Annotated in this window: 22 protein-coding genes and 2 tRNA genes; 19 read left to right on the top strand and 5 right to left on the bottom strand. The window is 59.7% G+C overall.

Going from position 1 to position 23,981, the window contains the following annotated elements; all coding sequences use genetic code 11:
* Positions 1-22: 22 nt before the first annotated feature.
* From hpaD to NNA36_RS02470, 3 genes are all read right to left on the bottom strand, one after another.
* A complete protein-coding gene (gene hpaD / locus NNA36_RS02480; RefSeq protein WP_255103899.1) occupies positions 23-1,003 on the bottom strand; it encodes a 3,4-dihydroxyphenylacetate 2,3-dioxygenase in 981 nt (326 codons plus the stop codon).
* Positions 1,004-1,136: 133 nt separating this feature from the next.
* Positions 1,137-4,922, bottom strand: coding sequence for a Hint domain-containing protein (locus tag NNA36_RS02475; protein ID WP_255103898.1), 3,786 nt, complete (start codon positions 4,920-4,922; stop codon positions 1,137-1,139).
* 705 nt (positions 4,923-5,627) lie between these two features.
* Entirely contained in the window at positions 5,628-6,521 is an 894-nt protein-coding gene (locus NNA36_RS02470) for a Dam family site-specific DNA-(adenine-N6)-methyltransferase (RefSeq protein ID WP_255103896.1), read from the bottom strand.
* Between the two features lie 152 nt (positions 6,522-6,673).
* Here NNA36_RS02470 and NNA36_RS02465 point away from each other — a divergent pair, with 152 nt between their 5' ends.
* Entirely contained in the window at positions 6,674-7,369 is a 696-nt protein-coding gene (locus NNA36_RS02465; protein ID WP_255103894.1) for a CDP-alcohol phosphatidyltransferase family protein, read from the top strand.
* 93 nt (positions 7,370-7,462) lie between these two features.
* Positions 7,463-8,425, top strand: a complete 963-nt coding sequence (gene speB, locus NNA36_RS02460) for an agmatinase (protein WP_255103893.1) — start codon at positions 7,463-7,465, stop codon at positions 8,423-8,425.
* Between the two features lie 44 nt (positions 8,426-8,469).
* On the opposite strand, the gene NNA36_RS02455 is transcribed toward speB, so the two are convergent.
* Both NNA36_RS02455 and NNA36_RS02450 read right to left on the bottom strand, forming a co-directional pair.
* Complete coding sequence (locus NNA36_RS02455) at positions 8,470-11,175, bottom strand: S-layer family protein (protein WP_255103891.1); 2,706 nt, start codon at positions 11,173-11,175, stop codon at positions 8,470-8,472.
* A 397-nt stretch (positions 11,176-11,572) separates the two neighbouring features.
* Positions 11,573-11,647, bottom strand: a tRNA-Thr gene (locus NNA36_RS02450).
* 86 nt (positions 11,648-11,733) lie between these two features.
* Between NNA36_RS02450 and NNA36_RS02445 the strand changes: the two genes are divergently transcribed.
* From NNA36_RS02445 to NNA36_RS02365, 17 genes are all read left to right on the top strand, one after another.
* A complete protein-coding gene (locus NNA36_RS02445; protein WP_255103889.1) occupies positions 11,734-11,898 on the top strand; it encodes a hypothetical protein in 165 nt (54 codons plus the stop codon).
* 5 nt (positions 11,899-11,903) lie between these two features.
* On the top strand, positions 11,904-13,172 hold the full coding sequence (gene murA, locus NNA36_RS02440; protein ID WP_255103887.1) for a UDP-N-acetylglucosamine 1-carboxyvinyltransferase: 1,269 nt from the start codon (positions 11,904-11,906) through the stop codon (positions 13,170-13,172).
* Positions 13,172-13,648, top strand: coding sequence for a DUF2948 family protein (locus NNA36_RS02435; RefSeq protein ID WP_255103885.1), 477 nt, complete (start codon positions 13,172-13,174; stop codon positions 13,646-13,648). The genes murA and NNA36_RS02435 overlap by 1 nt, the downstream gene beginning before the upstream one ends.
* 189 nt (positions 13,649-13,837) lie before the next feature.
* Positions 13,838-14,326 (top strand): DUF1772 domain-containing protein, encoded by a 489-nt coding sequence (locus NNA36_RS02430; protein WP_255103883.1) that lies wholly within the window; start codon positions 13,838-13,840, stop codon positions 14,324-14,326.
* 82 nt (positions 14,327-14,408) lie between these two features.
* Positions 14,409-15,710, top strand: coding sequence for a histidinol dehydrogenase (gene hisD, locus NNA36_RS02425; protein ID WP_255103882.1), 1,302 nt, complete (start codon positions 14,409-14,411; stop codon positions 15,708-15,710).
* A gap of 129 nt (positions 15,711-15,839) precedes the next feature.
* The gene (locus NNA36_RS02420; protein WP_255103880.1) at positions 15,840-16,319 is read left to right on the top strand and encodes a UPF0262 family protein; all 480 of its coding nucleotides are present in this window, start codon (positions 15,840-15,842) and stop codon (positions 16,317-16,319) included.
* A gap of 5 nt (positions 16,320-16,324) precedes the next feature.
* Complete coding sequence (locus NNA36_RS02415) at positions 16,325-16,780, top strand: low molecular weight phosphatase family protein (RefSeq protein WP_255103879.1); 456 nt, start codon at positions 16,325-16,327, stop codon at positions 16,778-16,780.
* 101 nt (positions 16,781-16,881) lie between these two features.
* Complete coding sequence (locus NNA36_RS02410) at positions 16,882-17,277, top strand: ketosteroid isomerase-related protein (RefSeq protein WP_255103877.1); 396 nt, start codon at positions 16,882-16,884, stop codon at positions 17,275-17,277.
* Positions 17,274-17,858: a GNAT family N-acetyltransferase gene (locus tag NNA36_RS02405; protein ID WP_255103875.1), complete on the top strand. Its 585-nt coding sequence runs from the start codon at positions 17,274-17,276 to the stop codon at positions 17,856-17,858. Before NNA36_RS02410 ends, NNA36_RS02405 begins: the two co-directional genes overlap by 4 nt.
* A 195-nt stretch (positions 17,859-18,053) precedes the next feature.
* Entirely contained in the window at positions 18,054-18,932 is an 879-nt protein-coding gene (locus tag NNA36_RS02400) for a carbon-nitrogen hydrolase family protein (RefSeq protein WP_255103873.1), read from the top strand.
* An 81-nt stretch (positions 18,933-19,013) separates the two neighbouring features.
* Complete coding sequence (gene infA / locus NNA36_RS02395) at positions 19,014-19,232, top strand: translation initiation factor IF-1 (protein WP_021097168.1); 219 nt, start codon at positions 19,014-19,016, stop codon at positions 19,230-19,232.
* 45 nt (positions 19,233-19,277) lie between these two features.
* The gene (locus NNA36_RS02390) at positions 19,278-19,856 is read left to right on the top strand and encodes a nucleoside triphosphate pyrophosphatase (protein WP_255103871.1); all 579 of its coding nucleotides are present in this window, start codon (positions 19,278-19,280) and stop codon (positions 19,854-19,856) included.
* Complete coding sequence (locus tag NNA36_RS02385; RefSeq protein WP_255103869.1) at positions 19,853-20,872, top strand: ribonuclease E/G; 1,020 nt, start codon at positions 19,853-19,855, stop codon at positions 20,870-20,872. The genes NNA36_RS02390 and NNA36_RS02385 overlap by 4 nt, the downstream gene beginning before the upstream one ends.
* Entirely contained in the window at positions 20,872-21,054 is a 183-nt protein-coding gene (locus tag NNA36_RS02380) for a DNA gyrase inhibitor YacG (protein ID WP_255103868.1), read from the top strand. Before NNA36_RS02385 ends, NNA36_RS02380 begins: the two co-directional genes overlap by 1 nt.
* 77 nt (positions 21,055-21,131) lie before the next feature.
* Positions 21,132-21,206 (top strand) — tRNA-Phe (locus NNA36_RS02375).
* Between the two features lie 99 nt (positions 21,207-21,305).
* Entirely contained in the window at positions 21,306-22,493 is a 1,188-nt protein-coding gene (locus NNA36_RS02370) for a phage integrase SAM-like domain-containing protein (protein WP_255103867.1), read from the top strand.
* 652 nt (positions 22,494-23,145) lie between these two features.
* A complete protein-coding gene (locus NNA36_RS02365; protein ID WP_255103865.1) occupies positions 23,146-23,511 on the top strand; it encodes a hypothetical protein in 366 nt (121 codons plus the stop codon).
* The last annotated feature ends 470 nt before the right edge of the window (positions 23,512-23,981 follow it).

The raw sequence follows: 23,981 nt of genomic DNA, 5'->3' as shown, positions 1-23,981 counted from the left end.
GTTTGGCGGATTGTCCAGAGGGTCAGGGGGCGATGATCGGCTGGGCCTTGAGGGCGCTTTCGGTTGTTTCCGCGCCTTCGAAGGTGGAGCCGTGTTCGAACCACGAGCGTGGTGCGGCGGCGCCCCAGAGGGTCTGGCGTTGCGGGTCTTTCAGATCCCATTTGATCGGTTCGAGATCCGGATCAACGGTCTGGTAGTCGGAGCAGTAAATCTCGATCCGGTGGCCGTCCGGGTCCAGCACGTAGAGGAAGAAGGCGTTCGAGATGCCGTGCCGCCCTGGACCGCGTTCGATGTTGTCCACCCAGCCTGTGGTCGACATCAGGTCGAGGAGGTCGATGATGTTGAGCGGGGTCGGTACCCAGAAGGCCGTGTGGTGCAGGCGCGGACCGGTGCCGTTGGTAAAGGCGACGTCATGCACGCCGCCCTTGCGGTGCATCCATGCCGCCCAGACACGGCCGCTTTCGGCATCTTCCGTGTATTCGGTCGTGCGGAAGCCGATCTCGTTGTAGAAGGCAACCGAGGCATCAACGTCTGCCGAGAACATGTTGAAATGGTCGATGCGCAGGGGTTTTACGCCGTTGTAGTGCCTGTATTTCTGATGGATCGGGGCAAGGCGATCCATCTTGACGTAGAATTCCAGCGGAATTCCCCAGGGGTCGCGGGTGCGCAGGGTGCGGCCCATGTGGGGGCGTTCCACCCACTCCACGGGCAGGCCCTTGTTGGCAAAGAATGCGGCGGCCTTGTCGAGATCAGGCTCGTCATAGAGTTTGAAACCCAGAACGCCGACATCGGCTGTGTTCGCCTTGACGAGGATGATGCAGTGATGCCCGCGTTCTTCCATGGCGCGCAGGTAGATATGGCTGTCGTCCTCATAGGTCACCTGAAGGCCGAGAGTGTCGACATAGAAGGCACGCGACCTGGCCAGATCGGTGACGCGGTATTCGACATGTGACAGGCGCACGATGTTGAATGGCGGATAAAGATTGGGGGCGGGTACGGGCATCGGTCACTCTCCTCCTGAATAACAATTCACATGTTAAGTAAATTGACTGGCGGCTGTCAACCCGCCCCATACGCAAAAGGCGGCCCCTAAGGACCGCCTTCCGCTAGCGAAACATTTGCCCCAGTGGAGGCCCCTAGCCCAGAAGTTTGGCTTCGTGCCGCTTCAGGGTCAGGCGAGCCGCGGAGAAGTTCTCGAGCGTCTCGCGATCTTGCAGTTCCGGGAACAGTTCGTAGATTTCCGCGCGCTGTTCCTGGCCGATGCCACCCATCGAGAACTCGCCGGGTTGGAAGCTTTCGCTCCATGCGCCGTTGGCAAGAACAACCTCGTGGTGGTCACACAGGAAGTGGATGTACTCCACGCCGGTGGTGTCGACCTGGTGAACCCCGTCCATGTGGACCAGGTGCTTGGCAGCCACGAGCACTTCGCTCTCTTCAAAGAGCAGTTGTGCCTGCTGGCTGACGAGCAGCATACGGTGGTTCGGCGAGACCATCATATCGCGGTCGGGCAGGTTCGGACCGAGCGAGCCCTTGCGGATCATGATCGGGCGCAGCTTCGGACGCGACAGCAGATCACGGCCGGTAAGCGGCTTGCGGCCAATCCAGCGGATGGTTTGCAGACCGTTGTCGCGGGTCACCACGCGGTCGCCGACCTTCAGCTCTTCTACGGCAATCTCGCCCGAGGGGGTGAGGATAGCGGTGCCAGGGGTAAAGCAGATCACGTTCTCGATGTTGTAGAACTCTGCTGTGCCGGTCAGGGTGCCGCCTGCGTCGAAGAACTTGACGATACCGTCTTCGGGGTTCAGCGCGCTGTATTCAACCGAGTAGGAGCCTCCCGGGTTGTTGGCTTCGCCTGCACCGGTCAGATCGAGCGTATCGTAGTCAACGCCGCCTTCGTTACCGTCGATGGTGTCGCCAGCGCCGATGTTGGTGAAGGTGTCCTGATCGTCGCCACCAGCGGCATAGTCGCCAGCGCCGTCGCCGCCACCGAGGGTGAAGCTGTCGTCGCCTTCGCCACCAGTCAGCGAGTCCGCGCCAATGCCACCGTGGATGGTATCGTCGCCTTCGTTGCCGTGGATGGTGTCGTCACCGTGGCCACCAGTCAGAGCGTCGTTGCCTTCGCCGCCGGTGATGGAGTCTTCGTCCACACCGCCGTCGATCACGTCGTTACCGGTGCCACCCGAGATGGTGTCGTCGTCGTCCTGGCCGAAGATGGTGTCGTTGCCGGCACCGCCGTCGATCAGGTCGCGGCCGTTGTCGGTTTCGGGATCGGGAATGACACCGCCATGTCCGTCATCCGGGATGTTGAGATAATCCGGGAAGGACGGGTCAAGGCCGCCATAGATGACGTCGTCATCGTCGCCGCCGTCGATGGTGTCGTTGCCTTCGCCACCGATGATGGTGTCTTCGCCGCTGCCGCCTTCGATGGAGTCGGTGTCGACACCCGCGTCGATCGAGTCATCGCCCGAACCGCCGAGAATAGTGTCGGCATCGTCGCCGGTGACAACGGTGTCGTTGCCCGAGCCAGCGTCAACGAAGTCGCGGTCGTTTTCCGGATCCGGGTCGGCCGGGACTGCGGGGAACGGACCGTAGGCCGGGAAGCCGAGGTCAGGCAGATCAACCGCGTCGTCAGAAGACGCGTCGATGCTGTCGTTGCCGGTGCCGCCGTCGATGTTGTCCTGACCGTCGCCACCGGTGATGGTGTCGTCGCCGCCCTGACCGAAGATGTGGTCATCCCCGTCGCCGCCGATCAGCGAGTCGCCCGCGTTATCGTCGTCGACGATGGTCGAGGGAACGTCGAAGGTAATGTCGGTGACATTGATACCCGAGTTGTACGAGCCATCCTGTTCGTGAAGGATTTCCCAGCGGCTGACCGGGCCTTCGATATTGACCAGAACCGAGTGCTCGGGGTTGCTGTCCGACGTGTAGTTGTTGTCGATGCTGGTTGCGGTGTCATTGCCCGGCACGCTGTCGCTGTTTGACAGGGCAAGGCCCGAACCTGCGTCGGACAGGGTGACTTCGATCGGATCGCCGTTTTCGTCCCAGGCGCGGACCACAATGCGGCCGTCCCCGTCGATGTCGTTCACGCGGAACTCGACGTTTTCAAGCGGCGTGTCCGATTCCCACTGGTACTTGGCCGAGTTCGGATCGCCGTTCAGGATCGAGGACAGCGAAGAGTTCGAGCCCACTTCGGCATCGAGCTCACTGACATCCTGGGTCGAGGTTTCATACTCGGTTTCCACACCGCTGCTTTGCGAAACGGTGGTGAAGGTGATGTTGGCGTTGCCCGTATCCTGGGTGAAGTTCGGGGTGTTCGCGTTGTTGGCAAAACCCGGACCTTCGGACCACTTGAAAATCTCGTGGGTCGAGGTGGTTTCCGGGCCACCGCCATAAATAGTGTCGTCGCCGGCTTCACCGTCGATGGTGTCGCTGCCGCCCTGACCGTAGATCAGGTCGTTGCCTTCGCCACCAAGGATCGAGTCACCTTCGTCGTCGCCGGAAGCAAACGGGTTCACGTAGTTAAAGTCCTGGCCGTCTACAGTTCCGAAGTTGGTGCCGGAGTTTACGCCACGCGAGGTCAGGGTGAACTCGATCGAACTGGTGGTGCTGAAGACAGTGGCGATTTGCGAGTCGCCTTCGTTCGGATCGATGTTGTCCTCTGTACCAGCGACGCTCAGGTCATCACCGTCATAGGTGACGTCAAGCGAGCTGACTGTAGGCGTGCCGACATTCACCAAGTTGTCGTCGGTGATTGTCAGAACTTCCTGGCCTACATTCTGGTCGAGATCGGCAAACACGATGCCCGGTTCGAGCTCAACGGGATCACCTGTCGCGGTATCGAAGAACTCCATACGAAAGGTCGCGGTCTCGCCCTGCATTCCGCTGTCGTTGTTGGCGTTCAGCAGGATTTCGTAATCCGAATTGTTCGCCATGTCGATTTGCAGGCTGTTGTTCGAGGTGCTTACAAGAACAAGCCGTGCGGATACTTCGGTGCCGTCCGGAAGAGTCGCGACGTTATCATAGATAACACTATCACCAGCCGATGCGTTGTTGCTGGAGTTGGTTTCCGAACCGCTGCGAACATCGGTGAAGTTGAGGCTTACCGGGTCGATGTCACTTTCTGAAACGCCACCACTGCCGCCATCCGGACCGTTGCCGCCATAAATCGTGTCGTGACCGCCGTCGCCTTTCAGCGTATCGCTGCCGGCTTCACCGAAGATCAGGTCGTTGTCCGCGCCACCTTCGACGCTGTCATCGCCTTCACCGGCTTTGATGGTGTCGTCGCCCGCAAAACCCTGAATAAAGTCGTCATTGGGTGCTGCGCCGGGCAAGATGGCGTCGTTGTTATCGACCATGTCGCCTTCGGGGTCTCCGGTATAGGCCACGTCGATCAGGTCATTGCTTGCTGTGCCCTCGACGATGCCATCGGGCGTGACAGGCGACACGATAGACGTGTTGTCGACGCTTTGGTTGGTGTACCAGCCGCTGAAGTTGTTGCCGGTTACCTGGGTGATCTCGACATTGGTGATCTCAAGGTTGTCCAGCGTGCCATTATTATAGAGATCGGAAATGAAGAGGTCGCCGTTCTGCATTTGCATGGCAACGACTTTGACGGACGTGGTGCTGCCATCGGCCAGCGTCAGCGTGACCTGAAGTTCCATCGAACTATCGGTCTGCTGGTTGGTCGAGCCGGAGCCGGTGTCGTAAGTGATATAATCGTGGTACGGATTGCATTCGTCATCTTCCATGACGCCGTCGTGATCCTTGTCGTAGATCCCAACAGTCACGATTTGCATTTCCGTATGATCACGAGAAACTCCAACCAAGTTGTTGGCATACTCGGACTTGTAGTCACCTTCATAAGAATCGGTCGTGGCAAAATTGCCCAGATAGATCAGATTCGAAGTCGAATAGGCAGTCATCTATCAGCACTCCTCAGCAGCAAACGGGGCACGCTACCTTCCCGTCACAAAAATCTCGCTCGACGTGGGTATTCACGCCAAAAGCCTCACCATTGTACCAGCGTACGGGAATTGAAAGTTGAGGACAGAGCGCCCTCCGCGCAGCAGTTGCACGGGTTTCGCTCGTAAACGGCAGCTCTACGTTTTCACGTAGATTACGCAGACATTCCCTCGCATCCCAAAACGGACACCAGCAGTTAGCGGCCGCCCCAAGCCACATTACGTCCCCCAGTCGGACGTGCCTTATTTATGCTGCAATCGGGCGGGTGAAGAAACAAAAATCCTTGGAAAACGAAGATTTCCGGGTGGTTCGCCCTAAAAATGCCCAGATTCAATTGTGCCGCGAGCGGGACTTGCGGCGCACATTGTTTCCGGGATTTGGGGTGAGATTCGCCGAAAATTCCGATCAAATTCTAAGAATGCGGGATCAATAGGGCCCGGGATTCGTCAATGGCGAGAATTCGGAAACGGTATTGTGGCTGAGTGTTTCCAGTTGGGAACCAATCGGGGTGTGCTTCCCCAAGGGAAGGCGTGTCGCCGTGACAACAGTTGATCGTTTCCGTTGCCTGAGAAAAGGGGCGGAAACCGGACTATTGTCCACAGTTTCCGCCGAAATGATTCGACAAAGATGGCAAGTCTGTGCCGAATCAGGGGGATTTGACTGCTTTAGTACGTGAGCAGAAGACGGTCTCTCACGATCTCCTTTTCCATCGTCTGACCGTCCATCTGAAAACGCCGGAGCATGCTTCTACCAATATTCACAAAATGCTCGTTCTCAAACAGATCATCGGGATAGGCGATGTCACAATAGGTATTCCCCGACTTCTTCGTTCCGTCTATCGACAGCGCCACATGGACACCGCGCCCCTTCGCATCGGCTATGGCTTCCATCAATTCTTCCAGCCGAAAAGCCTGTGCGCCGTAGAGGATGCTTTGCGAATGCGCATAGGGAGGATCGCAGTAAACCAGATCACCGGGGGCGGCGCGGGCCATCGCCTCGAGATAGTCCAGCCGTTCGAAACGGGCCCCGGCGGTTCGGGGCACCCACATGTCGACGCGCTTGTTGAATTTCTCGGGTTTGATCACCGGATGCGCACCCAGCGGGGTGGACATCAGGCCGTCTTTCTTGCGGAATCGCACAACGCCGCCATAGCAGGCACGACAGAGGAAAAGGAGATCGGGGCCGTTAGGCGCGGCGTTATAGCGGGCGCGGATCATGTCATAGCGATCCTTGGGGTCGCCCGCGTGAAACTCGTGATAGCGTTCGGCGTACCAGTGCTTGAGGCGGTCCGGATCGTCTGACAGGCATTGCCAGATTTCGATCAGCGGGCCGAAGATATCCGAGCCAAGGGCACGGTCGGGCACAAGATTGGCCATGACCCCGCCCGAACCGATGAAGGGTTCGAAATAGGTGCCGTAGGTCTTGGGGAAATGCGCGATGATCTGTTCCGCGTAGCGCTGTTTGTTGCCAATCCATTTGATCAGCTGGGTGCGGAACGGGGGCACGTCATCTGCCGTGTCACGCAGGTCCTGAAGATCGGCGAACAACGAGGGTTGCATGTGCAGGCGTGCTCCGGCGTTTGAAGGTTTGCCTAACATCGCGTGCGCGGGCAGGGGCGGCAAGCAGGTTTTGATCCTGCGCCGAGCTGTCGTCGTGACCTTTGGTCTGGCTGTGTTATGAGGTGGGTAAGGGGTCTAACAGGGCGAAGAAGATGCAAGACGGGCTGAGCTTCAAAGACATTCTGCGCGATCTGCGCGGGCCACATGTGATCAACGAATTCCGGACCTCCTGGGCGATTGCGCTTTTGTACCGGATGACAAGCCCGCCGTTTGTCTGGATCTGTGCGCGGCTTGGCATGACGCCGATGGCGGTGACGGCGCTGGGGTTCCTGCTGGCGCTGTCGATGCCGTTACAGGCGATGTTCCTGCCTGTGCCCGTGGCGGTTTGGGCGCTGTTCATCAGTGGCGCCCTGTTCCAGATCCTGGATTGTGTGGACGGGACGCTGGCGCGGCTGACGGGGCGGACCTCGTTGATCGGGGCCGATCTGGATTACCTGTCGGACATGCACCAGCACGCGATGTTCTATGGCGCGCTCGGGCTGTTGGCGGATCGGCTTTTCGGGACGGGGTTTTTCTGGACGACGTTGGGGTTGGTGGCGGTGGTGGCGCGTCTGCTTGCGCGGCTGGTGCGTGAACAGGTCAGCAGTCGGCAGGAAGCGGGCGAACCAAGCCCCTGGTCGTGGAAGGAACTGCCGGTGGCCTTTGTGGCCGGACTTTCGGGCCTGATCCCCTTTGGTGCGCTGGCGGGGCCTTGGATGGGGCATGTCATCGTGGCGCTGATCATCTATGGCCTGCTGGACATCGTTGATGCGATGGCGCCGATGCGACGCCCCCCTTATCGCGACTAGATCTCTGGACCACGACCAGCGCGATTCTGGTGCTTGCCAGAACCTTTCCCGTGTCTAAGGTGGCACAATCGTCCCTTGGTTCAGGAGAGAATGATGAGCGATCCCTTCTTTCAGCCGGTCTCCGGCTTTGACTTGCCGCGGTTTGCCGGTGTGCCAACCTTCATGCGCCTGCCGCATGTCGGGCTGGAGGATGCACGGCTTGGCGACGTGCAGGTTGGGCTGATCGGGACACCCTGGGACAGTGGCACCACCAACCGCCCCGGACCGCGCCATGGTCCGCGCCAGTTGCGGGACATGTCGACGATGATCCGCGCGCAGAACGGGGCCACCAACGTGCGGCCATTTGAATTGGTGAACTGCGCCGATTTGGGGGATGTCTCGCCCAATCCGGCGGATGTGATCGACAGCATGGAGCGGATCACGGCCTTTTATGACAAGGTGATCGAGGCGGGGATCATGCCGCTGACCGGGGGTGGTGACCACCTGTGTTCGCTGCCGATCCTGCGGGCCGTTGCCAAGAAGGGGCCGGTGGGGATGATCCACTTCGACAGCCACACCGACCTGTTCCACAGCTATTTCGGCGGCACGATGTATACCCACGGCACGCCGTTCCGGAGGGCGATTGAAGAGGGTCTGCTTGATCCCAAGCGGGTTGTGCAGATCGGTATTCGTGGCACGGCCTATGACATGGAAGACCGGGAGTTCGCGGCCGAGGTCGGGGTGCGGATCATTCCGATCGAAGAGTATTTTGCGCGTGGCCTTGCCGATGTGATGGCCGAGGCGCGTGAGATCGTGGGCGATCAGGAGACCTATGTTTCCTATGACATCGACTTTGTGGACCCTGCCTTTGCGCCGGGCACCGGAACGCCGGAAGTGGGCGGGCCGAATTCGTTCGAGGCCCTTCAGGTGGTGCGCGAACTGGATGGGGTGAACATTGTCGGTGCCGACCTTGTCGAGGTGTCGCCGCCCTTTGACCAAAGTGCCGGGACCGCGTTCCTTGGTGTGTCGATCATGTTCGAACTGCTTTGCGTGATGGCAAAGCGGATCGCTGGCTGACAGAAAAAGGCCCGCCCCACGAGAGGGCGGGCCTTTTGGTTTTCTTAGATCAGCAGGATGTCTGTTCCGCCGAGCGAGAAGTCGGAGGTTGCGAAGGTGCCGTCGAGTTGCACGGCAAAATCGTATCCTGCGGTGGCGTCCAGCCCGACATAAAGGGTGGTTAGCCCGCCTGCCGTTGCCAGCTGGACTTCGCCCTGTCCCACGTTGGCGCCGCTGCCCGCAGTGACCCCGCCTGTCAGCGAGCTGCCCGCGATACGGAGCATGTCGCCCGCGGCCCCGTCGGTGATCCGGTCGATGCCGTCCGAGGTGGGGGTCTTGAACAGGAACATGTCGGCCCCGTTTCCACCGGTCAGGACGTCGTTGCCGCCCTTGCCTTCGAGGATGTCGCGGCCATTGCCACCAACAAGCGTGTCGGTGTCGCCAAAACCATAGAGCCGGTCATTGCGGTTGCCGCCAGTCAGGTTGACGTGTTCGAAGTTCACGAAATCCAGGACATAACTGCCGTTTCTGGCTTCGACCTTTTCCCATCCATAGCCAGCATAGGACATGCGCAGGCCCGAGGTGGCATCGGACATGTCGGCGATCAGCGTGTCGGTGCCAAGGCCGCCATTGGCTTCGTCGTCGGTGCCACGCCCGAGGTTGACCACATCGTCTCCGTCGCCGGTGTTGACAATGTCATTGCCCGACATGCGCGAGAGGTCGATGCTGTCGTTGGCCTGACCGGTGGTGATCTGGACGTTCTCGACCCCGAAGACCTTGGTTCCGATATGTGTCAGGGTGCCGTTGCCCAGGGTGCTGAGCGTGAAGGCCATGCCTGTTGTCTCGGTTCCATAGTTGGCGATCCAAGTGTCGTTGCCGGTGCCGCCGCTGATGTAGTCCTGACCTGCCCCGCCGTTCAGAACGTCGTTGCCGCCCTTGCCGATCAGACGGTCAATGTCGTCGCCACCAACAAGTGCGTCATTGCCCTTGCCGCCAGTGATGTTGAAACGCTCGAAGTTGATATAGTCGGCGTGCGTTGTGCCGTCGGCATCTCCGTATCGGTTCCAGTTGTACCCGAGGTAGGTGGTCGAGATGTCGGACGTCAGCCCGTCGTAGTTCAGGATCAGCGTGTCGACACCATCCTGTCCATTGAGCGTGTCAAACCCGAGGCCGGAGTTGATCTTGTCGCGGCCTGCACCGGATTCGATCACGTCGGACAGGGAGAAACCAGCGGTGTTGATGGTGTCCGCCCCGGCCCCTGTCTTGAGGTTCACGGCTTCGATCTTGGTGACGTTCATGCCGCGATTGGCAAGCTGGGCCGTGGTTTGGCTTTTCGCTGCCGAGAAGAACATGTTGGCCGATTTCGCGGTTGTGTCAGCGATCCAGAGATCATCGCCCGCGCCACCGTTGACGGTGTCGTTGCCGGTGCCTCCGTTCAGGGTGTCGTTGCCGCCATTGCCTTTCAGCTTGTCGCCAAGCACGCCCCCGATAAGGTTGTCATGTCCTGCTCCGCCGGTCAGGTCAAAGCGTTCGAAACCGTAGTAGTCGAGCATGTCGCCCGAGGCGGCCTTGAAGCGGTTCCAGCCATAGCCTTCGTAGCTTTGGAAGATGTCATGGGCCGGATCGGTGATGCCGCTCCAGTTCATGACCAGCAAGTCCTTGTCGCCGTTGCCGCCGTTGGCGCTGTCGACACCAAGGCCGGTGACCACCGTGTCGTTGCCTTCGCCGGTTGAGAACCAATCGTTGAAGCGGCCCGCCTTGGCCTTGGCGTAGTCTTCGGCAACGCCGCCGGTCAGGTGCAAGGCTTCCACACCTTTCAGGGTCGCGCCGACATTGGTGGACTGGTTCTGAAGGTTGACGTTGGTTTTCACCGTACGGTCGCTGAGGTCTACCTGCCAGGTGTCGATGCCGACGCCGCCTTCGATCTTGTCGCCGCCCTTACCGCCATTCAGCCAGTCGTTGCCACCGCGGCCAACGAGGGTGTCGTTCAACTCGCCCCCAAGCAGCGTGTCGTTGCGGGTGCCGCCCGTGAGGTTAAAACGCTCGACGCCGTAATAGTCGACCGAGTTGACGCCGGCCTTGTCGGCAAGGCGGTTCCAGCCGTAGCCGGTATAGGTCGTGCTGACCGCAGTGGTGGCAGCGGAGAAGTCCACGACCAGAAGGTCGGTTCCGTTGCCAGCGTTGAACGAGTCATGGCCAGAGCGGGACATGAAGGTGTCGTTGCCGTCACCGGTTTCAAGGATGTCATTGCCTTGCCCGAGGCGGCTGTCGATGAGGTCGTTGCCGATGTCCGTCCAGATCTGGACGTTTTCAATCCCGGCAAGCGTGGTGCCGTTTCCGCCAACAGTGACGGTCGCGGTGGGATCGAGGGTGAGGGAATGGGATACGCCCGATCCCCGAAAATCGAGAATCGCACGGTCGATCCCTGTGCCGCCGCGAAGAACGTCGACGCCACCACCTGCTTCGAGAATGTCATCGCCAGCCCCTGCCGTGAGGGTGTCGTTGCCGGTCCAGCCGCGAATATAGTCGTCGCCGCTGCCGGATGTGACGTCGAGCGCCTCGAAGTTGATGAAATCGACAGCCGAGCTGAACTCATCGGTCACGCGCCACCAGCCGTAGCCGGTGTAATACATGTCAACGTCACCTGTGAGCGAGCCATATTGCACCCGTAAGGTGTCTGACCCGTCCTTGCCGTCGACTGTGTGCCAGCCGGTCGGGCTGACGGTTACGAGATCGTTCCCAGTACCTGTGGGTGTACCTGAAATAGCCATGTCGTGCCTCCCTAAGATGTGAGGTCCGCGCGCCACTATTATACTTCCTGCGCAGGAAGGTTTCCGTGATATGTATCAAAATCGGAATGTGTGACGCGGCGGCAAGGCGATATGGCGACTGGCTTCAGGTTTCCGACGGTGATTTGCCCTCCATTTCCCGGATAAGTGCGCGGGCCTCATCTCGTTAGGGAATGGTGGGCTGTCTTTGCGCTATGCCGATATTGGTCTGGTCCTGATCGATTCGAAGAGTCTTGAATTCGGGCATTTTGGTCTCGTCCTGACCGCAAGAGGCGCATGTCGGGGAGTGTTGCGTCAAACCAAAGGGAGAGTGACGTGACGTATCGGCGGATGCAGGTGCACCATGCCCGAACCAAGCAAATTCAAGATGTTGGGGAGATGGTGCTGCTGGGGAGGATTGAACTCCCGACCTCACCCTTACCAAGGGTGCGCTCTACCACTGAGCTACAGCAGCGTTACCGTGGCGCGGGATTTAGACTCAAAGTTCATAGGGCGCAACCCCATCTGGACGGTTTTTTTTACCTAATGTATGGAAAGGGCATGGAACGTGACGCATCCCCCAATAAACAAAAGCCCAAGCAGCTTTCGCGCGAAGATCGCCTCAAGGCGGCCTTGAAGGCCAATATGGGCCGTAGAAAGGCCCAGGCGCGTGCCCGGGCGGTACAAGTCGACGAAAACAGCACCGGCGAGAACGAAGAAGGTTAGAGCAGATGGATTCGATTATTGTACGCGGCAACGGGCCGCTGAGCGGGCAAATTCCGATTGCCGGGGCCAAGAATGCCTGTCTGACCCTGATGCCGGCGACGCTTCTGAGCGAAGATCCGCTGACGCTGACCAATGCGCCGCGCCTTAGTGACATCAAGACAATGACCGAGCTTCTGGGCTCGCTCGGGGCCGAAGTTTCGAGCCTTCAGGACGGCAAGGTTCTGGCCATGTCGAGCCATGACCTCGACAACCACGTGGCCGACTATGACATCGTGCGCAAGATGCGGGCCTCGAACCTTGTTCTTGGGCCGATGCTGGCGCGGCTGGGGCAGGCGGTTGTATCGCTGCCGGGTGGCTGTGCGATCGGGGCGCGGCCGATGGATTTGCACATTCACGGGCTTGAAGCCCTGGGTGCGGAGATTGAACTCAAAGATGGTTACCTTCACGCCAAGGCACCGTCCGGTGGTCTGAAGGGCGCGGAGATCACCCTTGCGTTTGCTTCGGTGGGGGCGACCGAAAACATCCTCATGGCGGCGACGTTGGCCAAGGGCACCACGGTGCTGCACAACGCGGCGCGTGAGCCGGAGATCGTGGACCTTGCCAAATGCCTGCGGGCGATGGGCGCGCAGATCGAGGGCGACGGCACCAGCCGGATCGAAATTCAGGGCGTTGATCGTCTGCATGGCGCGACTCATGAGGTGGTGACGGACCGTATCGAACTGGGTACCTACATGCTGGCTCCGGCGATCTGTGGCGGCGAGGTGGAATGCCTCGGCGGACGGATCGAGTTGGTGGGATCGTTCTGCGAGAAACTGGACGAGGCGGGCATCTCGATTGAAGAAACCGCACGAGGGTTGAAGGTGAGCCGCAAGAACGGGCGGGTGAAGGCGGTGGATGTCACCACCGAGCCGTTCCCGGGCTTCCCGACCGACCTTCAGGCCCAGATGATGGCGCTGATGTGCACCGCCGAGGGCACGTCGGTTCTTGAGGAAAAAATCTTTGAAAACAGGTTCATGCACGCCCCCGAGCTGACGCGGATGGGGGCCAATATCGAGGTGCATGGCGGTACGGCGACGGTGCATGGTGTCGAACGTCTGAAGGGCGCGCCGGTGATGGCGACGGACCTGCGGGCCAGTGTTTCGCTGATCCTTGCGGCGATGGCGGCGGAGGGCGAGACCATCGTCAACCGTGTCTATCACCTCGACCGTGGCTATGAGCGCGTGGAAGAGAAACTGGGTGCGCTGGGCGCCCATATCGAACGGGTGAAGGCCTGATGAGCCAGGATGCAAAATTCGAAGACGGTGGTGAAGCGCCCCTGAACCTTGGGGCGCTGGACGGGGATGACCTGCAGGTGATTTCGTCGCTGGTGCAGGATGCGGTTTTCCCCGTGACCGAGATGCGCTGGATCGCGGCAGAGCGGAAATTCGCCTTGCTTCTCAACCGGTTCCGCTGGGAGGACAAGCCGGTTGCCGAGCAGCGCGGACGTCCGGTTGAGCGCGTGCAATCGGTGCTGGTGGTCGACAACGTGATGCGTGTCGCAAGCCAGGGCGTGGACCGCAGCGAGAAGGACATGATCCTGTCGGTGCTGTCGATGGCGTTCGAGGCCGGTGAGGATGCCGACGGAGAGGTGATCCTGACGCTGGCCGGAGACGGTGCGATCCGCCTGTCGGTCGAGGCGCTGGAGGTCACGTTGAAGGATGTGACACGTCCGTATCTTGCCCCGTCGGGCAAGGCCCCGACGCACGAATAGGCGCTTTCGAATCAATAGATTAACGGCGGGTATCGGCGGGTTTTCAACGTCGGTGCCACGTCGGTATTATGTCGGTATTGCGGAGGTGCGGGTTTCGAATTTTTCGTGATTAATTCACCGTTCGGTGCGCCGGAAAACTCTGGGCCATGCGTACCAGTTGTTGATTGTTTAAATTGTGGAGTCATTTCAATGCCGATTCTTTTGCCTGTTTTTGCCGGACTGTCGCTTCTGTTGTCCGGTGCCATTTTCGGGTTCTTCTACGCCTGGGTTTGCTCGACCATGTGGGGTCTGGACCAGATCGCACCAGAGGTCGCAATCGCCGCAATGCAGGGGATGAATGCCTCGGTGCGCAATGCGGTCTTCGCGCCGGCGTTCTTTGGCACACCTTTCGTTCTCCTGATCACTGCGGCGCTGTCGCGTCGCCATCGTCTTGCGGCGCTGAGTTTCGGGTTGGGCGGGCTGGTCTATCTGGTCGGGGGGCTGATCTTGACCGTCTCCGTCAATGTGCCGATGAACGAGGCGCTGGCGCTGGTTGAACCGTCTTCCCCGGATGCCGCCCAGGTGTGGCGCAGCTATTCCGAAACCTGGCAGGTCTGGAACATTGCCCGGACCGTGGTGTCGGGGGTGACACTCATGTGTGCCGGGCTTGGTATCTGGGCGCTGGGGCGGGGCCGGTAGGGCCTTGCGACGCGCCTTTGCGGGAAAGACTTGAGAGCGGGGCTGTGCGCGGGTAAGGAGCGCAGTCAAAGGAGACCCCGCCATGCCCGTATTCCTCGATGCGACCGCAGCCGATTTCGAAGCCAGCTTCCAGACCCTTCTGGGGGCCAAGCGGGAAGACAGCCCGGACGTGGACGCGGTGGTGGCCGAGATCATCGCCGATGTGCGTGATCGGGGCGATGCGGCGGTGATCGAGCTGACCTCGAAGTTTGACCGGCTTGATCTGACGCCCGAGACGCTGCGGTTCTCCGAGGCCGAGATCGACGCCTATTGTGCGGAGGTTTCGGAGGCGGATCGCGCGGCGCTGGAATTGGCGGCAGACAGGATCCGGGCCTATCACGAACGCCAGATGCCCGAAGATGCCAGCTGGACCGATGAGAGCGGGGCGACGCTTGGCTGGCGCTGGACGCCGGTGTCGGCAGCGGGGCTTTATGTGCCGGGTGGTCTTGCGTCTTATCCGTCGTCGGTTCTGATGAATGCGATCCCGGCCAAGGTGGCGGGTGTTGCGCGTCTGGCCATCGTGGTGCCGACGCCGGATGGTGTGGCCAACCCGCTGGTGTTGCTGGCGGCGCGGCTTGCGGGTGTGGACGAGGTCTATCGCATTGGCGGGGCGCAGGCGGTGGCGGCACTGGCCTATGGCACCGAGACCATTCAGCCGGTCGACAAGATCACCGGACCGGGCAACGCCTTTGTGGCGGCGGCCAAGCGGCGGGTGTTTGGCAAGGTCGGGATCGACATGATTGCCGGGCCGTCGGAAATCTTGGTGATTGCCGACAAGGACAACAATCCTGACTGGATTGCGCTGGATTTGCTTAGCCAGGCAGAACACGACGAAAGCGCGCAGTCGATCCTGATCACCGATGATGCGGGCTTTGGCCGTGCCGTGGCCGATGCGGTGGACAAACGCCTTGAGACGCTGGAACGGCGGGCCATTGCCGGGGCAAGCTGGCGCGATTTCGGCGCGGTGATCACCGTGCCGGACCTGTCGACGGCGGCAGAGCTTTCGAACCGAGTGGCGCCCGAGCACCTTGAACTTTGCGTGGCTGATCCGGACGGGCTGGCGGAAGAGATCACCCATGCCGGTGCGATCTTCCTTGGCCAGTACACACCGGAAGCGATTGGTGACTATGTCGGCGGACCGAACCACGTCTTGCCGACCGCCCGCTCTGCGCGGTTCTCATCGGGTTTGAGCGTGATGGATTTCATCAAGCGCACCACGCTGTCGAAGATGACACTGGAAAGCCTGCGCGCGATTGGCCCGTCGGCCGAGACGCTGGCGATCAGCGAGAGCCTCGAAGCGCACGGCCTGTCGGTGCGCGCACGGCTGGATGCGTTGAACAAGTAAGCCCAGTTACGGGACAAAAGAGTGCCCCGCTGTCGCAGGCAGCGGGGTTTCGTGACTCCTGCGTTGCCCAGATGCGTTGCATCCGTTAGTCATGCAGGTCAACGGAGCGAGTAGAAACCTTAGAAAACCATGTCCCGCATCAGCCAAATCGAAATTGACGACCGTAACCTGCCCCCGCCGACGCCCGAGATCGAGCAGGAGCGCAAGGTGGCTGTCTTCGATCTTCTGGAAGAAAATACCTTTGACCTGCCCAAGCGCGATGATCGCCTGGTGCCCGATGGCCCCTACAAGGTCGAGCTGTCGATCCGCGAGAAGCGTCTTGTGTTCGACGTGCACACCGAAAGCGGCGAGAAGGCCGTGGAGTTCCATCTCTCGCTCTCGCCGTTCCGTCAGGTAGTCAAGGATTACTGGGCGATCTGCGAAAGCTATTACGATGCGGTGAAGAACATGCCGCCGAGCCAGATCGAGACCATCGACATGGCCCGCCGCGGTATCCACAACGAGGGAGCGCGCATCCTGACCGAACGCCTGGAAGGCAAGGCAGAGGTGGATCATGACACCTCGCGGCGTCTGTTCACGCTGATCTGCGTGTTGCATTTCGGGGGCTGACGCGCGTGCCTGTGGAGCTGCCCCAATCGGTATTGTTCTGCTGCGATCATAACGCGGTGCGCTCTCCGATGGCGGAAGGCATCATGAAAAAGTTCTACGGCACGGACACCTATGTGCAGTCGGCCGGCATCAAGAACGACCTCGAGATCGATGGCTTTGCCATTTCGGTGTGCCAGGAGATCGGGGTCGAACTGTCGCGCCACCGGTCGCGCAGCTTTGAAGAGATGGAGAAATGGGGCGATCCGATTTCTTCCTTCGATCTGGTGGTGGCGCTGACGCCGGCAAGCCGGCGCGAGGTAAAAGACCTGACGCGCTATAGCCATTGCGAGCTGGAATACTGGCCGATCATGGACCCCTGCGGCATGGGCGAGACCCGCGATGCGAGGCTTGAGGCCTACCGGCAGGCGCGCGACGAGATCATCGCCCGTCTGACCGAACGCTGGGGCGATCCGATCGCCTGACAGCAAGGCGGTTTTTGTTCTGAAACCTGTCGCAAATCGGCGGCAGAATCGCGACGATCCTCCCTAGGGTTCCGGAAAGTTTGAACAGACGGGGACGCGAGATGAGCATCGACACCATTCGCAACTATTACGAGGCTTTCAACGCGGGTGATATCGCGGGCATGGTGGCCTGCCTTTCGGATGATTTCGTGCATGACGTGAACGAGGGCAGCCGCCGGGATGGCAAGGAAGCCTTTGGCGAATTCTGTGCCCATATGTCCGAGTGCTACAAGGAAGAGCTGACCGACATGGTGTTCTTCGTCAGTGAGGATGGCACCCGCGGGGCGGCCGAGTTCATCGTGAACGGTACCTATCTCAAGACCGATGGCGACCTGCCGGAGGCGCACGGGCAGACCTATCGCCTGCCCGGTGGCGGGTTCCTGAGCCTGAAGGATGGCAAGATCACCCGCGTCACCACTTACTACAACCTCAACGACTGGATTGCGCAGGTCTCATGATCGAGACGCGGGTTCTGACGGGAGAGGCCCTCGAGGCGGCGCTGGATGATGTGGCGCAGCTGCGGATCGCGGTGTTCCGGGCCTTTCCCTATCTCTACGATGGCGATTTCGACTATGAGCGCGGCTATCTGAACACCTACCGCGAAAGCGATCTTGCGGTGCTTGTGGGGGCGTTCGACGGCAGCAGGCTAGTGGGGGCCTCGACAGGCACGCCGCTGGCCGATCACGCGGATGACTTTGCCGCCGCCTTTGCCCATACCGGTCTGGACCTTGGCGAAATCTTCTACTGTGCCGAGTCGGTGCTGTTGCCGGAGTACCGTGGACATGGGATCGGCCACGCGTTTTTTGATGCGCGCGAGGCCCATGCCCGCAAGCACGGGTTCCAAAAGACCGCCTTCTGCGGCGTGGTGCGCCCCAAGGATCATCCGACGCGTCCCGCCGACTATGCGCCGCTGGACCCGTTCTGGCTGAAGCGCGGCTATGTCCCGCTGGAGGGCGCGATTGCCGAGTTCTCGTGGAAGGATCTGGGGGATGCGGGGGAAAGCCGCAAGCCGTTGCAGTTCTGGATTCGCGATCTCTGAAAAAGGGGCGTTGCCCCTCGGCCGGCGCTGCCGCGCCGACCTCACCCCGGAGTATTTTGCGTGCATTGAAGACGGGTTTTCAATGCACGCAAAATACTCCCGCCGGAGGCATCCGGCAGCGCGGCCAGGGCGGGCGGTGGATGACAAGATATCCGGGGCGGGTATAGGATTGTCGGCGAACAGGTGGAGATGGACATGAAGATTGCAACAGCTGCCTACCCGCTGGATTTCTTTGACAGCTGGGCCGGGTACGAAGACAAGGTTTTCCGCTGGGTGGACGAGGCCGCGAGCCACGGGGCCGAGCTTCTCGTGTTTCCCGAGTATGCCGCGATGGAACTGGCGACGCTGGATGGGGCCGAGGTGGCGGCGGATCTTGAAAAATCGCTGCATGCGGTCTCGGATCGCATGGCGGATGCCAACGCGCTGCATGCCCACCTGGCAAGGGAATTCGGGGTGCATATCCTGGGCGGGTCGGCGCCCGTCTTCGACGGTGGCGCGCGCCCGGTGAACCGTGCGCATTTCTTTGCCCCGAACGGCAAGGCGGATCATCAGGACAAGCAGATCATGACCCGTTTCGAGCGCGAGATATGGGGCGTGGTGGGTGGCGGGCCGCTCAAGGTGTTTGACACCGCGCTGGGCAAGATCGGGGTGCTGATCTGCTATGACAGCGAATACCCGCTTTTGGGGCGTGCCATATCGGAATGCGACCTGATTCTCGTGCCCAGCTGTACCGAGGCGCTTTCCGGCTACTGGCGGGTTCGGATCGGGGCCATGGCACGGGCGCTTGAACAGCAGTGTGTCACGGTGATGGCCTCGCTTGTCGGCACAGCGGACTGGTCGGAGGCGGTGGACGTCAATACCGGCATGGGCGGGCTGTTCGGGCCGCCGGATACCGGCTTTCCGGCGACCGGCGTGATCGCCGAAGGGACGCTCAACGAGGCGGGCTGGACCTATGGCGAGGTGGACGTCGAAGCGATTGCCCATGTGCGGGCGGATGGGGTGGTGCTGAACCGGACCCATTGGCAGGAACAGAGCCCGCGTGACGGTGACGTGACATATATGTCGATGCAGTGAGAATCGGCCTTGAAAATCAGGCCGTTTGCCCCCATTTAGGGGCAGCCCGCGAAAAGCCGGGTGTTTTGTGAAGGAGATAACATGGCCAAGGAAGAACTGCTCGAATTTCCCGGTGTCGTGAAGGAACTCCTGCCCAATGCGACGTTTCGGGTCGAGCTTGAGAACGGCCATGAGATCATCGCACATACGGCAGGCAAGATGCGCAAGAACCGCATCCGTGTTCTGGCTGGCGACCGGGTTCAGGTGGAAATGACCCCCTACGATCTGACCAAGGGTCGGATCAACTACCGCTTCAAGTAAGCGCAGACTGCCCTCGTGGCGCGGCATCAAGACAGGACCGATGGCATGAAACTGATCCTCGGCTCCGGCAGCCCGCGCCGCAAGGACCTCTTGTTGCAGATCGGTGTGGTGGCGGATGATATCCGCCCGCCCGATATCGACGAAGACCCACGAAAAGGTGAGTTGCCCCGCCCGTACTGCGAGCGGATCGCCCGCGAGAAGGCGATGGCCGTTCAGGCCGACGCCGGCGACATCGTGTTGTGCGCCGACACCACCGTTGCGCTGGGCCGCCGCATCATGGGCAAGCCCGCAGATGCCGGGCAGGCCGCAGAGTTCCTGTTGTCGCTGGCGGGCAGGCGGCATCAGGTGATCACCAGCGTGGCCCTGCGCCGTGGCGACCGCCTTTGGGAAAAGACCGTGGTGAGCGCGGTCAAGATGAAACGCCTGAGCGATGATGAGCTGAACGCCTATCTTGCCACCGGTGACTGGCAGGGCAAGGCGGGGGGCTATGCGATCCAGGGCCCGGCCGGGGCCTTCATTCCGTGGATCAGCGGATCGTTCACAGGTATCATGGGCCTGCCGGTGGCCGAGACGGCCACGCTTTTGCAGGCGGCCGGATACCCGCTTTACAAGGAAACATCATGAAGGGCAGCCAGATCATTCTCGACCACATCGGTGACCGCGAGGCCGCGGCCCTGATGGTGGATGGCAAGCTGAGCGATTTCCTGATCGACGGGGATGCGCCGCGCCCCGGCACGATCTATCGCGCCATTGCCGACCGTCCGGTGAAAGGGCAGGGCGGCATGTTCCTGCGCACCCCCGATGGCAATGTGTTCCTGCGCCAGGTCAAGGGGCTTTCGCCCGGTCAGCCGTTGCTGGTGCAGGTGACGGGCTATGCCGAGGATGGCAAGGCGATCCCGGTGACGCAGAAGCTTTTGTTCAAGAGCCGCTATGCCATTGTCACCCCCGAGGCGCCGGGGCTGAATATCAGCCGCTCGATCCGCGACGATGATCTGCGCGACACGCTTCTGGGGATTGCCCACGAGGTGATGGACGGCGAGGAAATGGGGCTGATCATGCGCTCCTCCTGTGCCGAGGCCGACCCCGAGGAGATCGCCGAGGACATCGCCGCCATGGTCGATATGGCGCGCGCGGTGATGGCGGATGCCGAGGGCGACATGGAAAAGCTCACCGAAGGCGACGGCCCACATGTCGAGGCCTGGCGCGAGTGGGTGGAGCCGGCCGAGATTGTGTCGGAGCCAGGGGGATTCGAGACCCACGGCGTGCTGGATGCCCTGGAAGACGTGAAGGGCGCGCGCGTGCCGCTCGAGGGCGGTGCCTATGCCTTTGTCGAACCGACCCGTGCGCTGGTGGCGGTCGATGTGAACACCGGCGGCGATACCTCGCCCGCGGCGGGCGCCAAGGCGAACTTTGCCCTGGCGCGTGCCCTGCCCGCGGCCCTGCGTGTGCGCGGCCTTGGCGGCCAGATTACGCTCGACCTCGCCCCGATGGCCAAGAAAGACCGGCGCGGCTTTGAAGGCGCGCTCAGGGCGGCCTTCAAGGCGGATTCGGTGGATACGGTGCTGGCCGGCTGGACGCCGCTTGGCCACTATGAACTCCAGCGCAAACGCGCCCGTGTGGCGGTGCGGGGGCTGATCTGATGGCCTGTCCGATCTGCCGGAAAGACACGGTTCAGGCCTACCGTCCGTTCTGTTCGAAACGCTGCGCGGATGTCGATCTGGGGCGCTGGTTCGGCGAGGAATACGCGGTCGCCTCGCAGGATCCGGAAGAGCAGATCGAGGCGCTGGAAGAGATCGCCAAACAAAACGACCGACTGCACTGATTTTTTTGCAAAACCCTCTGGACAGCCCCCCAAAGCTGACATAGAACGCCGCAACCCGAACAGAGATGTTCACCCGTGCCCGGGTAGCTCAGGGGTAGAGCAGTGGATTGAAAATCCTCGTGTCGGTGGTTCGATTCCGCCCCCGGGCACCACTAAATCACTGAAATTGTTGATTTATTTGGTTCGTTGAAACCTTCGGATTTCGTCCGTAAAAGTTATACACAGTTATACACTCTTCCGACGGGTCTGATTTGGCCAAAGAATCCAAAAATCGAATACTCAAGATCAAACACCTTCGAAAAGGTCTGGCCATTCTCCTGACGCCTCGGAGCCCTTACTGGCTGATCCGTCTCTGGGATCCGATTGCCGGAAAGTATGTTTCCAAGTCTTCCAAGGAGACCTCTCGTCTCGAAGCGGCAGAAGTGGCCTATGAGTATGCCGACAGCTTCCGAAGCAAGGCCAACAGCGATCATGCCAAGACCAAGGCTACCAGCTTCGAACACTATGCCAAGAAACTGATGGCAATGCAGAAGGGGCAGTCAAAGTGGTCAGAGGGGGATAACAAACTCCTGAACCGTTCTAAGGATGGTCTGATCGTCTATTTCGGGAAGTATGACGTCACCAAGATTACCACGGGGATGGTTCGTGACTACCTGACACATCTGGACGGGAACCGGAAAAAGCCTCTGGCCCATTCTACCAAATCGAAACATGTGATCATTATCCGCAAGGTATTGGCGTTGGCTGTCGAGGATGGGATTCTAAATGTCCTGCCCGTGATGCCAAAGATCAAAACTGTGGACACGCCACGGCACACGTTCTCAGACAGCGAGTATCGGCAATTCATGAAGGCCGCGAATGCTTGTGCCAAACGCGGCGACAGGGTGCGTGGTGTTCAGCTCACCGGCCATCATGTCAGAATGTTCCGCTTTGTCGTTCACAGCTTCCTTCGTCCGACCGAAGGGGAGTTGTTCGGCCTGAAACACAAAGACGTTCAGGAAATGACTGACCCGCCGCATTTGGAAATCTCTGTCCGTGGCGGCAAGACAGGCAAGCGAACCAGTGTGACGTTGAAGCTGGGTGTCGTGATCTACAAAGGGGACCGGAACCCATTTGACCCGGTGGAGCCAGATCGGGATGACTATGTGTGGATGCCGGAGTACCCAAACCGTCGAACCGCAATCAATACAGCCCGCCGTTTGTTCAACCACATTTTGGAAAAGGCCGATTTGGTGGATGAAGACAGAAAGTTGTCCCCCTACTCCCTCCGTCACTATGCCATCCAAGCCCGCCTCAGAAGCTCCAAGGGACGGGTAAATCTTTATACGCTGGCCAAGAATGCTGGGACGTCCGTGGATCAGCTAGAGCGGTTCTATTTGCAGAAGATGGCTCCAACGAAGGAGTTGATTGAGAACTTGCAGACCAACGGTGATGATTGAGAGCGGAATTTTCAACCTAGCTGGCTTTCAAGTCTCCGAACGCTACCTTTGCTGTTACGAGTTTTGGCACAGTGAGCAGTTTTCTATTCAAATGGAGGTTGAGAATTGCCGTACCTCACTTTGAAATGCCTGCAGAGCTGTACAATCGTGTTAATCCGCCTTGCAGTCGTGAAGCCAAAAAGCTCGGCATGAACCCTATGAAAGCGCTTTTCAGTATCCATTTGTTCCCAGTCATCCCAGAATGATGATTTGGCGGACAACTTTGAAACACCGTGAATTCCAGTAAGTGTGGAGATCAAATTCTCAACCAATTTCGAGTAAGCTGAAGCTTTACCATTGGACCACTTGAAATCTATCATTCTCGACTTGATCTCTCTTCGTCGGGTTTCCTGAGTGCCTTTTCTGTGGACTCGAGCTTGCAATGACAAAACGGTGTGGGCGGCTATGATCTTGAGGTTATCTTCAAATTTAGAGCTCACGGGCTGATGTAAGTAATTTCTTAGATCGGACATAACAACCTATTGGATTTCAAGTGTTTCACTGAATTGGTAAGCTCAGGAACGGGGATATTAAACCCCTTTGTACTCCCATGAGCCGTTGCCCTCTCCCCGTGACCCAAGGGACGCCGTTGTGGTCACAAGAGGAGACCCAAATGGCACTTGAGAAACAGTTCAAACTTGAAGCCGCTGAGAAGCCGAAAGCGATCCAGCCGTTTGCCCAACGCCGTCAGAAGTTCATCGCTACTGTCGATAAGCAGCTGGCCGGTGTGCCCGATGATGGGTCCAACACAATCACCAGCACATGGGTTTGGAAGTCTGATGATGGGAATTGGTTCATCTCTCCCCGTTATGGACGGACACCTCTGGAACTGGCCCCCGGCCTGAATGCGATCAAGTGTGTGGATGTGGCCGACGTTGCCAAGAACCTTCAAAAACTGAAGGCGCTGGCAGATGAGGGTAAGTTGGACGATGTGTTGATGGAAGCCGCCAGCACGATCCGCAGCCGGTTTACTAAATGAAATGCTGATGGCGGGCTGAAAGCCTGTTTGGCCAAAGGCCGAACTCAATACTCAGCCCGCCCAGCCCAACCAACCAATAAAGTTCTCAAGCACCTGCGAAGCACTTCACGAAGTGAAGCCATAGACAAACATTGGGACCATGGCTTGATCATTTCATGATCAAGAACTTCGTTTGTATCTATTTGGGATTATTTGGATTTTGAACATACTTTTCCTATCCGCTCAGGAGAAGCATGTGAGACCAAGAGGTCTGACAAACCATCCACACACGATTGCTTTCCAAAGCTCGGCTGGCGGTTATCCGGTCTCAGCCTACGTGCTGCTCTAACAGCGGACCGATGGACTAGCCGCCTGTGGATGGCAATTTGGCTAGCTCGGCGACGGCACTTCCCCGTCTCGTGATGACAATTCTTTGCTCTGGCTCTCTGATGGGGGCTTTCATCCTTCCCCCGGCTTACGCTGTCTCCTGA

The sequence above is a fragment of the Shimia sp. CNT1-13L.2 genome, from assembly GCF_024331145.1.
Taxonomy (GTDB): domain Bacteria; phylum Pseudomonadota; class Alphaproteobacteria; order Rhodobacterales; family Rhodobacteraceae; genus Shimia.
The sequence above is the reverse complement of the archived record's forward strand: the minus strand, read 5'-3'. Positions and strand labels throughout refer to the sequence as shown.

Coding starts and splice junctions, on each gene's coding strand:
- NNA36_RS02385 (WP_255103869.1), top strand. CDS start 19,853: ATGAAGGGCAGCCAGATCATTCTCGACCACATCGGTGACCGCGAGGCC.
- NNA36_RS02410 (WP_255103877.1), top strand. CDS start 16,882: ATGAGCATCGACACCATTCGCAACTATTACGAGGCTTTCAACGCGGGT.
- NNA36_RS02470 (WP_255103896.1), bottom strand. CDS start 6,521: ATGCAACCCTCGTTGTTCGCCGATCTTCAGGACCTGCGTGACACGGCA.
- hisD (WP_255103882.1), top strand. CDS start 14,409: ATGCCCGTATTCCTCGATGCGACCGCAGCCGATTTCGAAGCCAGCTTC.
- NNA36_RS02435 (WP_255103885.1), top strand. CDS start 13,172: ATGAGCCAGGATGCAAAATTCGAAGACGGTGGTGAAGCGCCCCTGAAC.
- NNA36_RS02400 (WP_255103873.1), top strand. CDS start 18,054: ATGAAGATTGCAACAGCTGCCTACCCGCTGGATTTCTTTGACAGCTGG.
- NNA36_RS02380 (WP_255103868.1), top strand. CDS start 20,872: ATGGCCTGTCCGATCTGCCGGAAAGACACGGTTCAGGCCTACCGTCCG.
- NNA36_RS02420 (WP_255103880.1), top strand. CDS start 15,840: ATGTCCCGCATCAGCCAAATCGAAATTGACGACCGTAACCTGCCCCCG.
- NNA36_RS02445 (WP_255103889.1), top strand. CDS start 11,734: ATGGAACGTGACGCATCCCCCAATAAACAAAAGCCCAAGCAGCTTTCG.
- NNA36_RS02365 (WP_255103865.1), top strand. CDS start 23,146: ATGGCACTTGAGAAACAGTTCAAACTTGAAGCCGCTGAGAAGCCGAAA.
- murA (WP_255103887.1), top strand. CDS start 11,904: ATGGATTCGATTATTGTACGCGGCAACGGGCCGCTGAGCGGGCAAATT.
- NNA36_RS02430 (WP_255103883.1), top strand. CDS start 13,838: ATGCCGATTCTTTTGCCTGTTTTTGCCGGACTGTCGCTTCTGTTGTCC.
- NNA36_RS02465 (WP_255103894.1), top strand. CDS start 6,674: ATGCAAGACGGGCTGAGCTTCAAAGACATTCTGCGCGATCTGCGCGGG.
- NNA36_RS02405 (WP_255103875.1), top strand. CDS start 17,274: ATGATCGAGACGCGGGTTCTGACGGGAGAGGCCCTCGAGGCGGCGCTG.
- speB (WP_255103893.1), top strand. CDS start 7,463: ATGAGCGATCCCTTCTTTCAGCCGGTCTCCGGCTTTGACTTGCCGCGG.
- NNA36_RS02475 (WP_255103898.1), bottom strand. CDS start 4,922: ATGACTGCCTATTCGACTTCGAATCTGATCTATCTGGGCAATTTTGCC.
- hpaD (WP_255103899.1), bottom strand. CDS start 1,003: ATGCCCGTACCCGCCCCCAATCTTTATCCGCCATTCAACATCGTGCGC.
- infA (WP_021097168.1), top strand. CDS start 19,014: ATGGCCAAGGAAGAACTGCTCGAATTTCCCGGTGTCGTGAAGGAACTC.
- NNA36_RS02455 (WP_255103891.1), bottom strand. CDS start 11,175: ATGGCTATTTCAGGTACACCCACAGGTACTGGGAACGATCTCGTAACC.
- NNA36_RS02390 (WP_255103871.1), top strand. CDS start 19,278: ATGAAACTGATCCTCGGCTCCGGCAGCCCGCGCCGCAAGGACCTCTTG.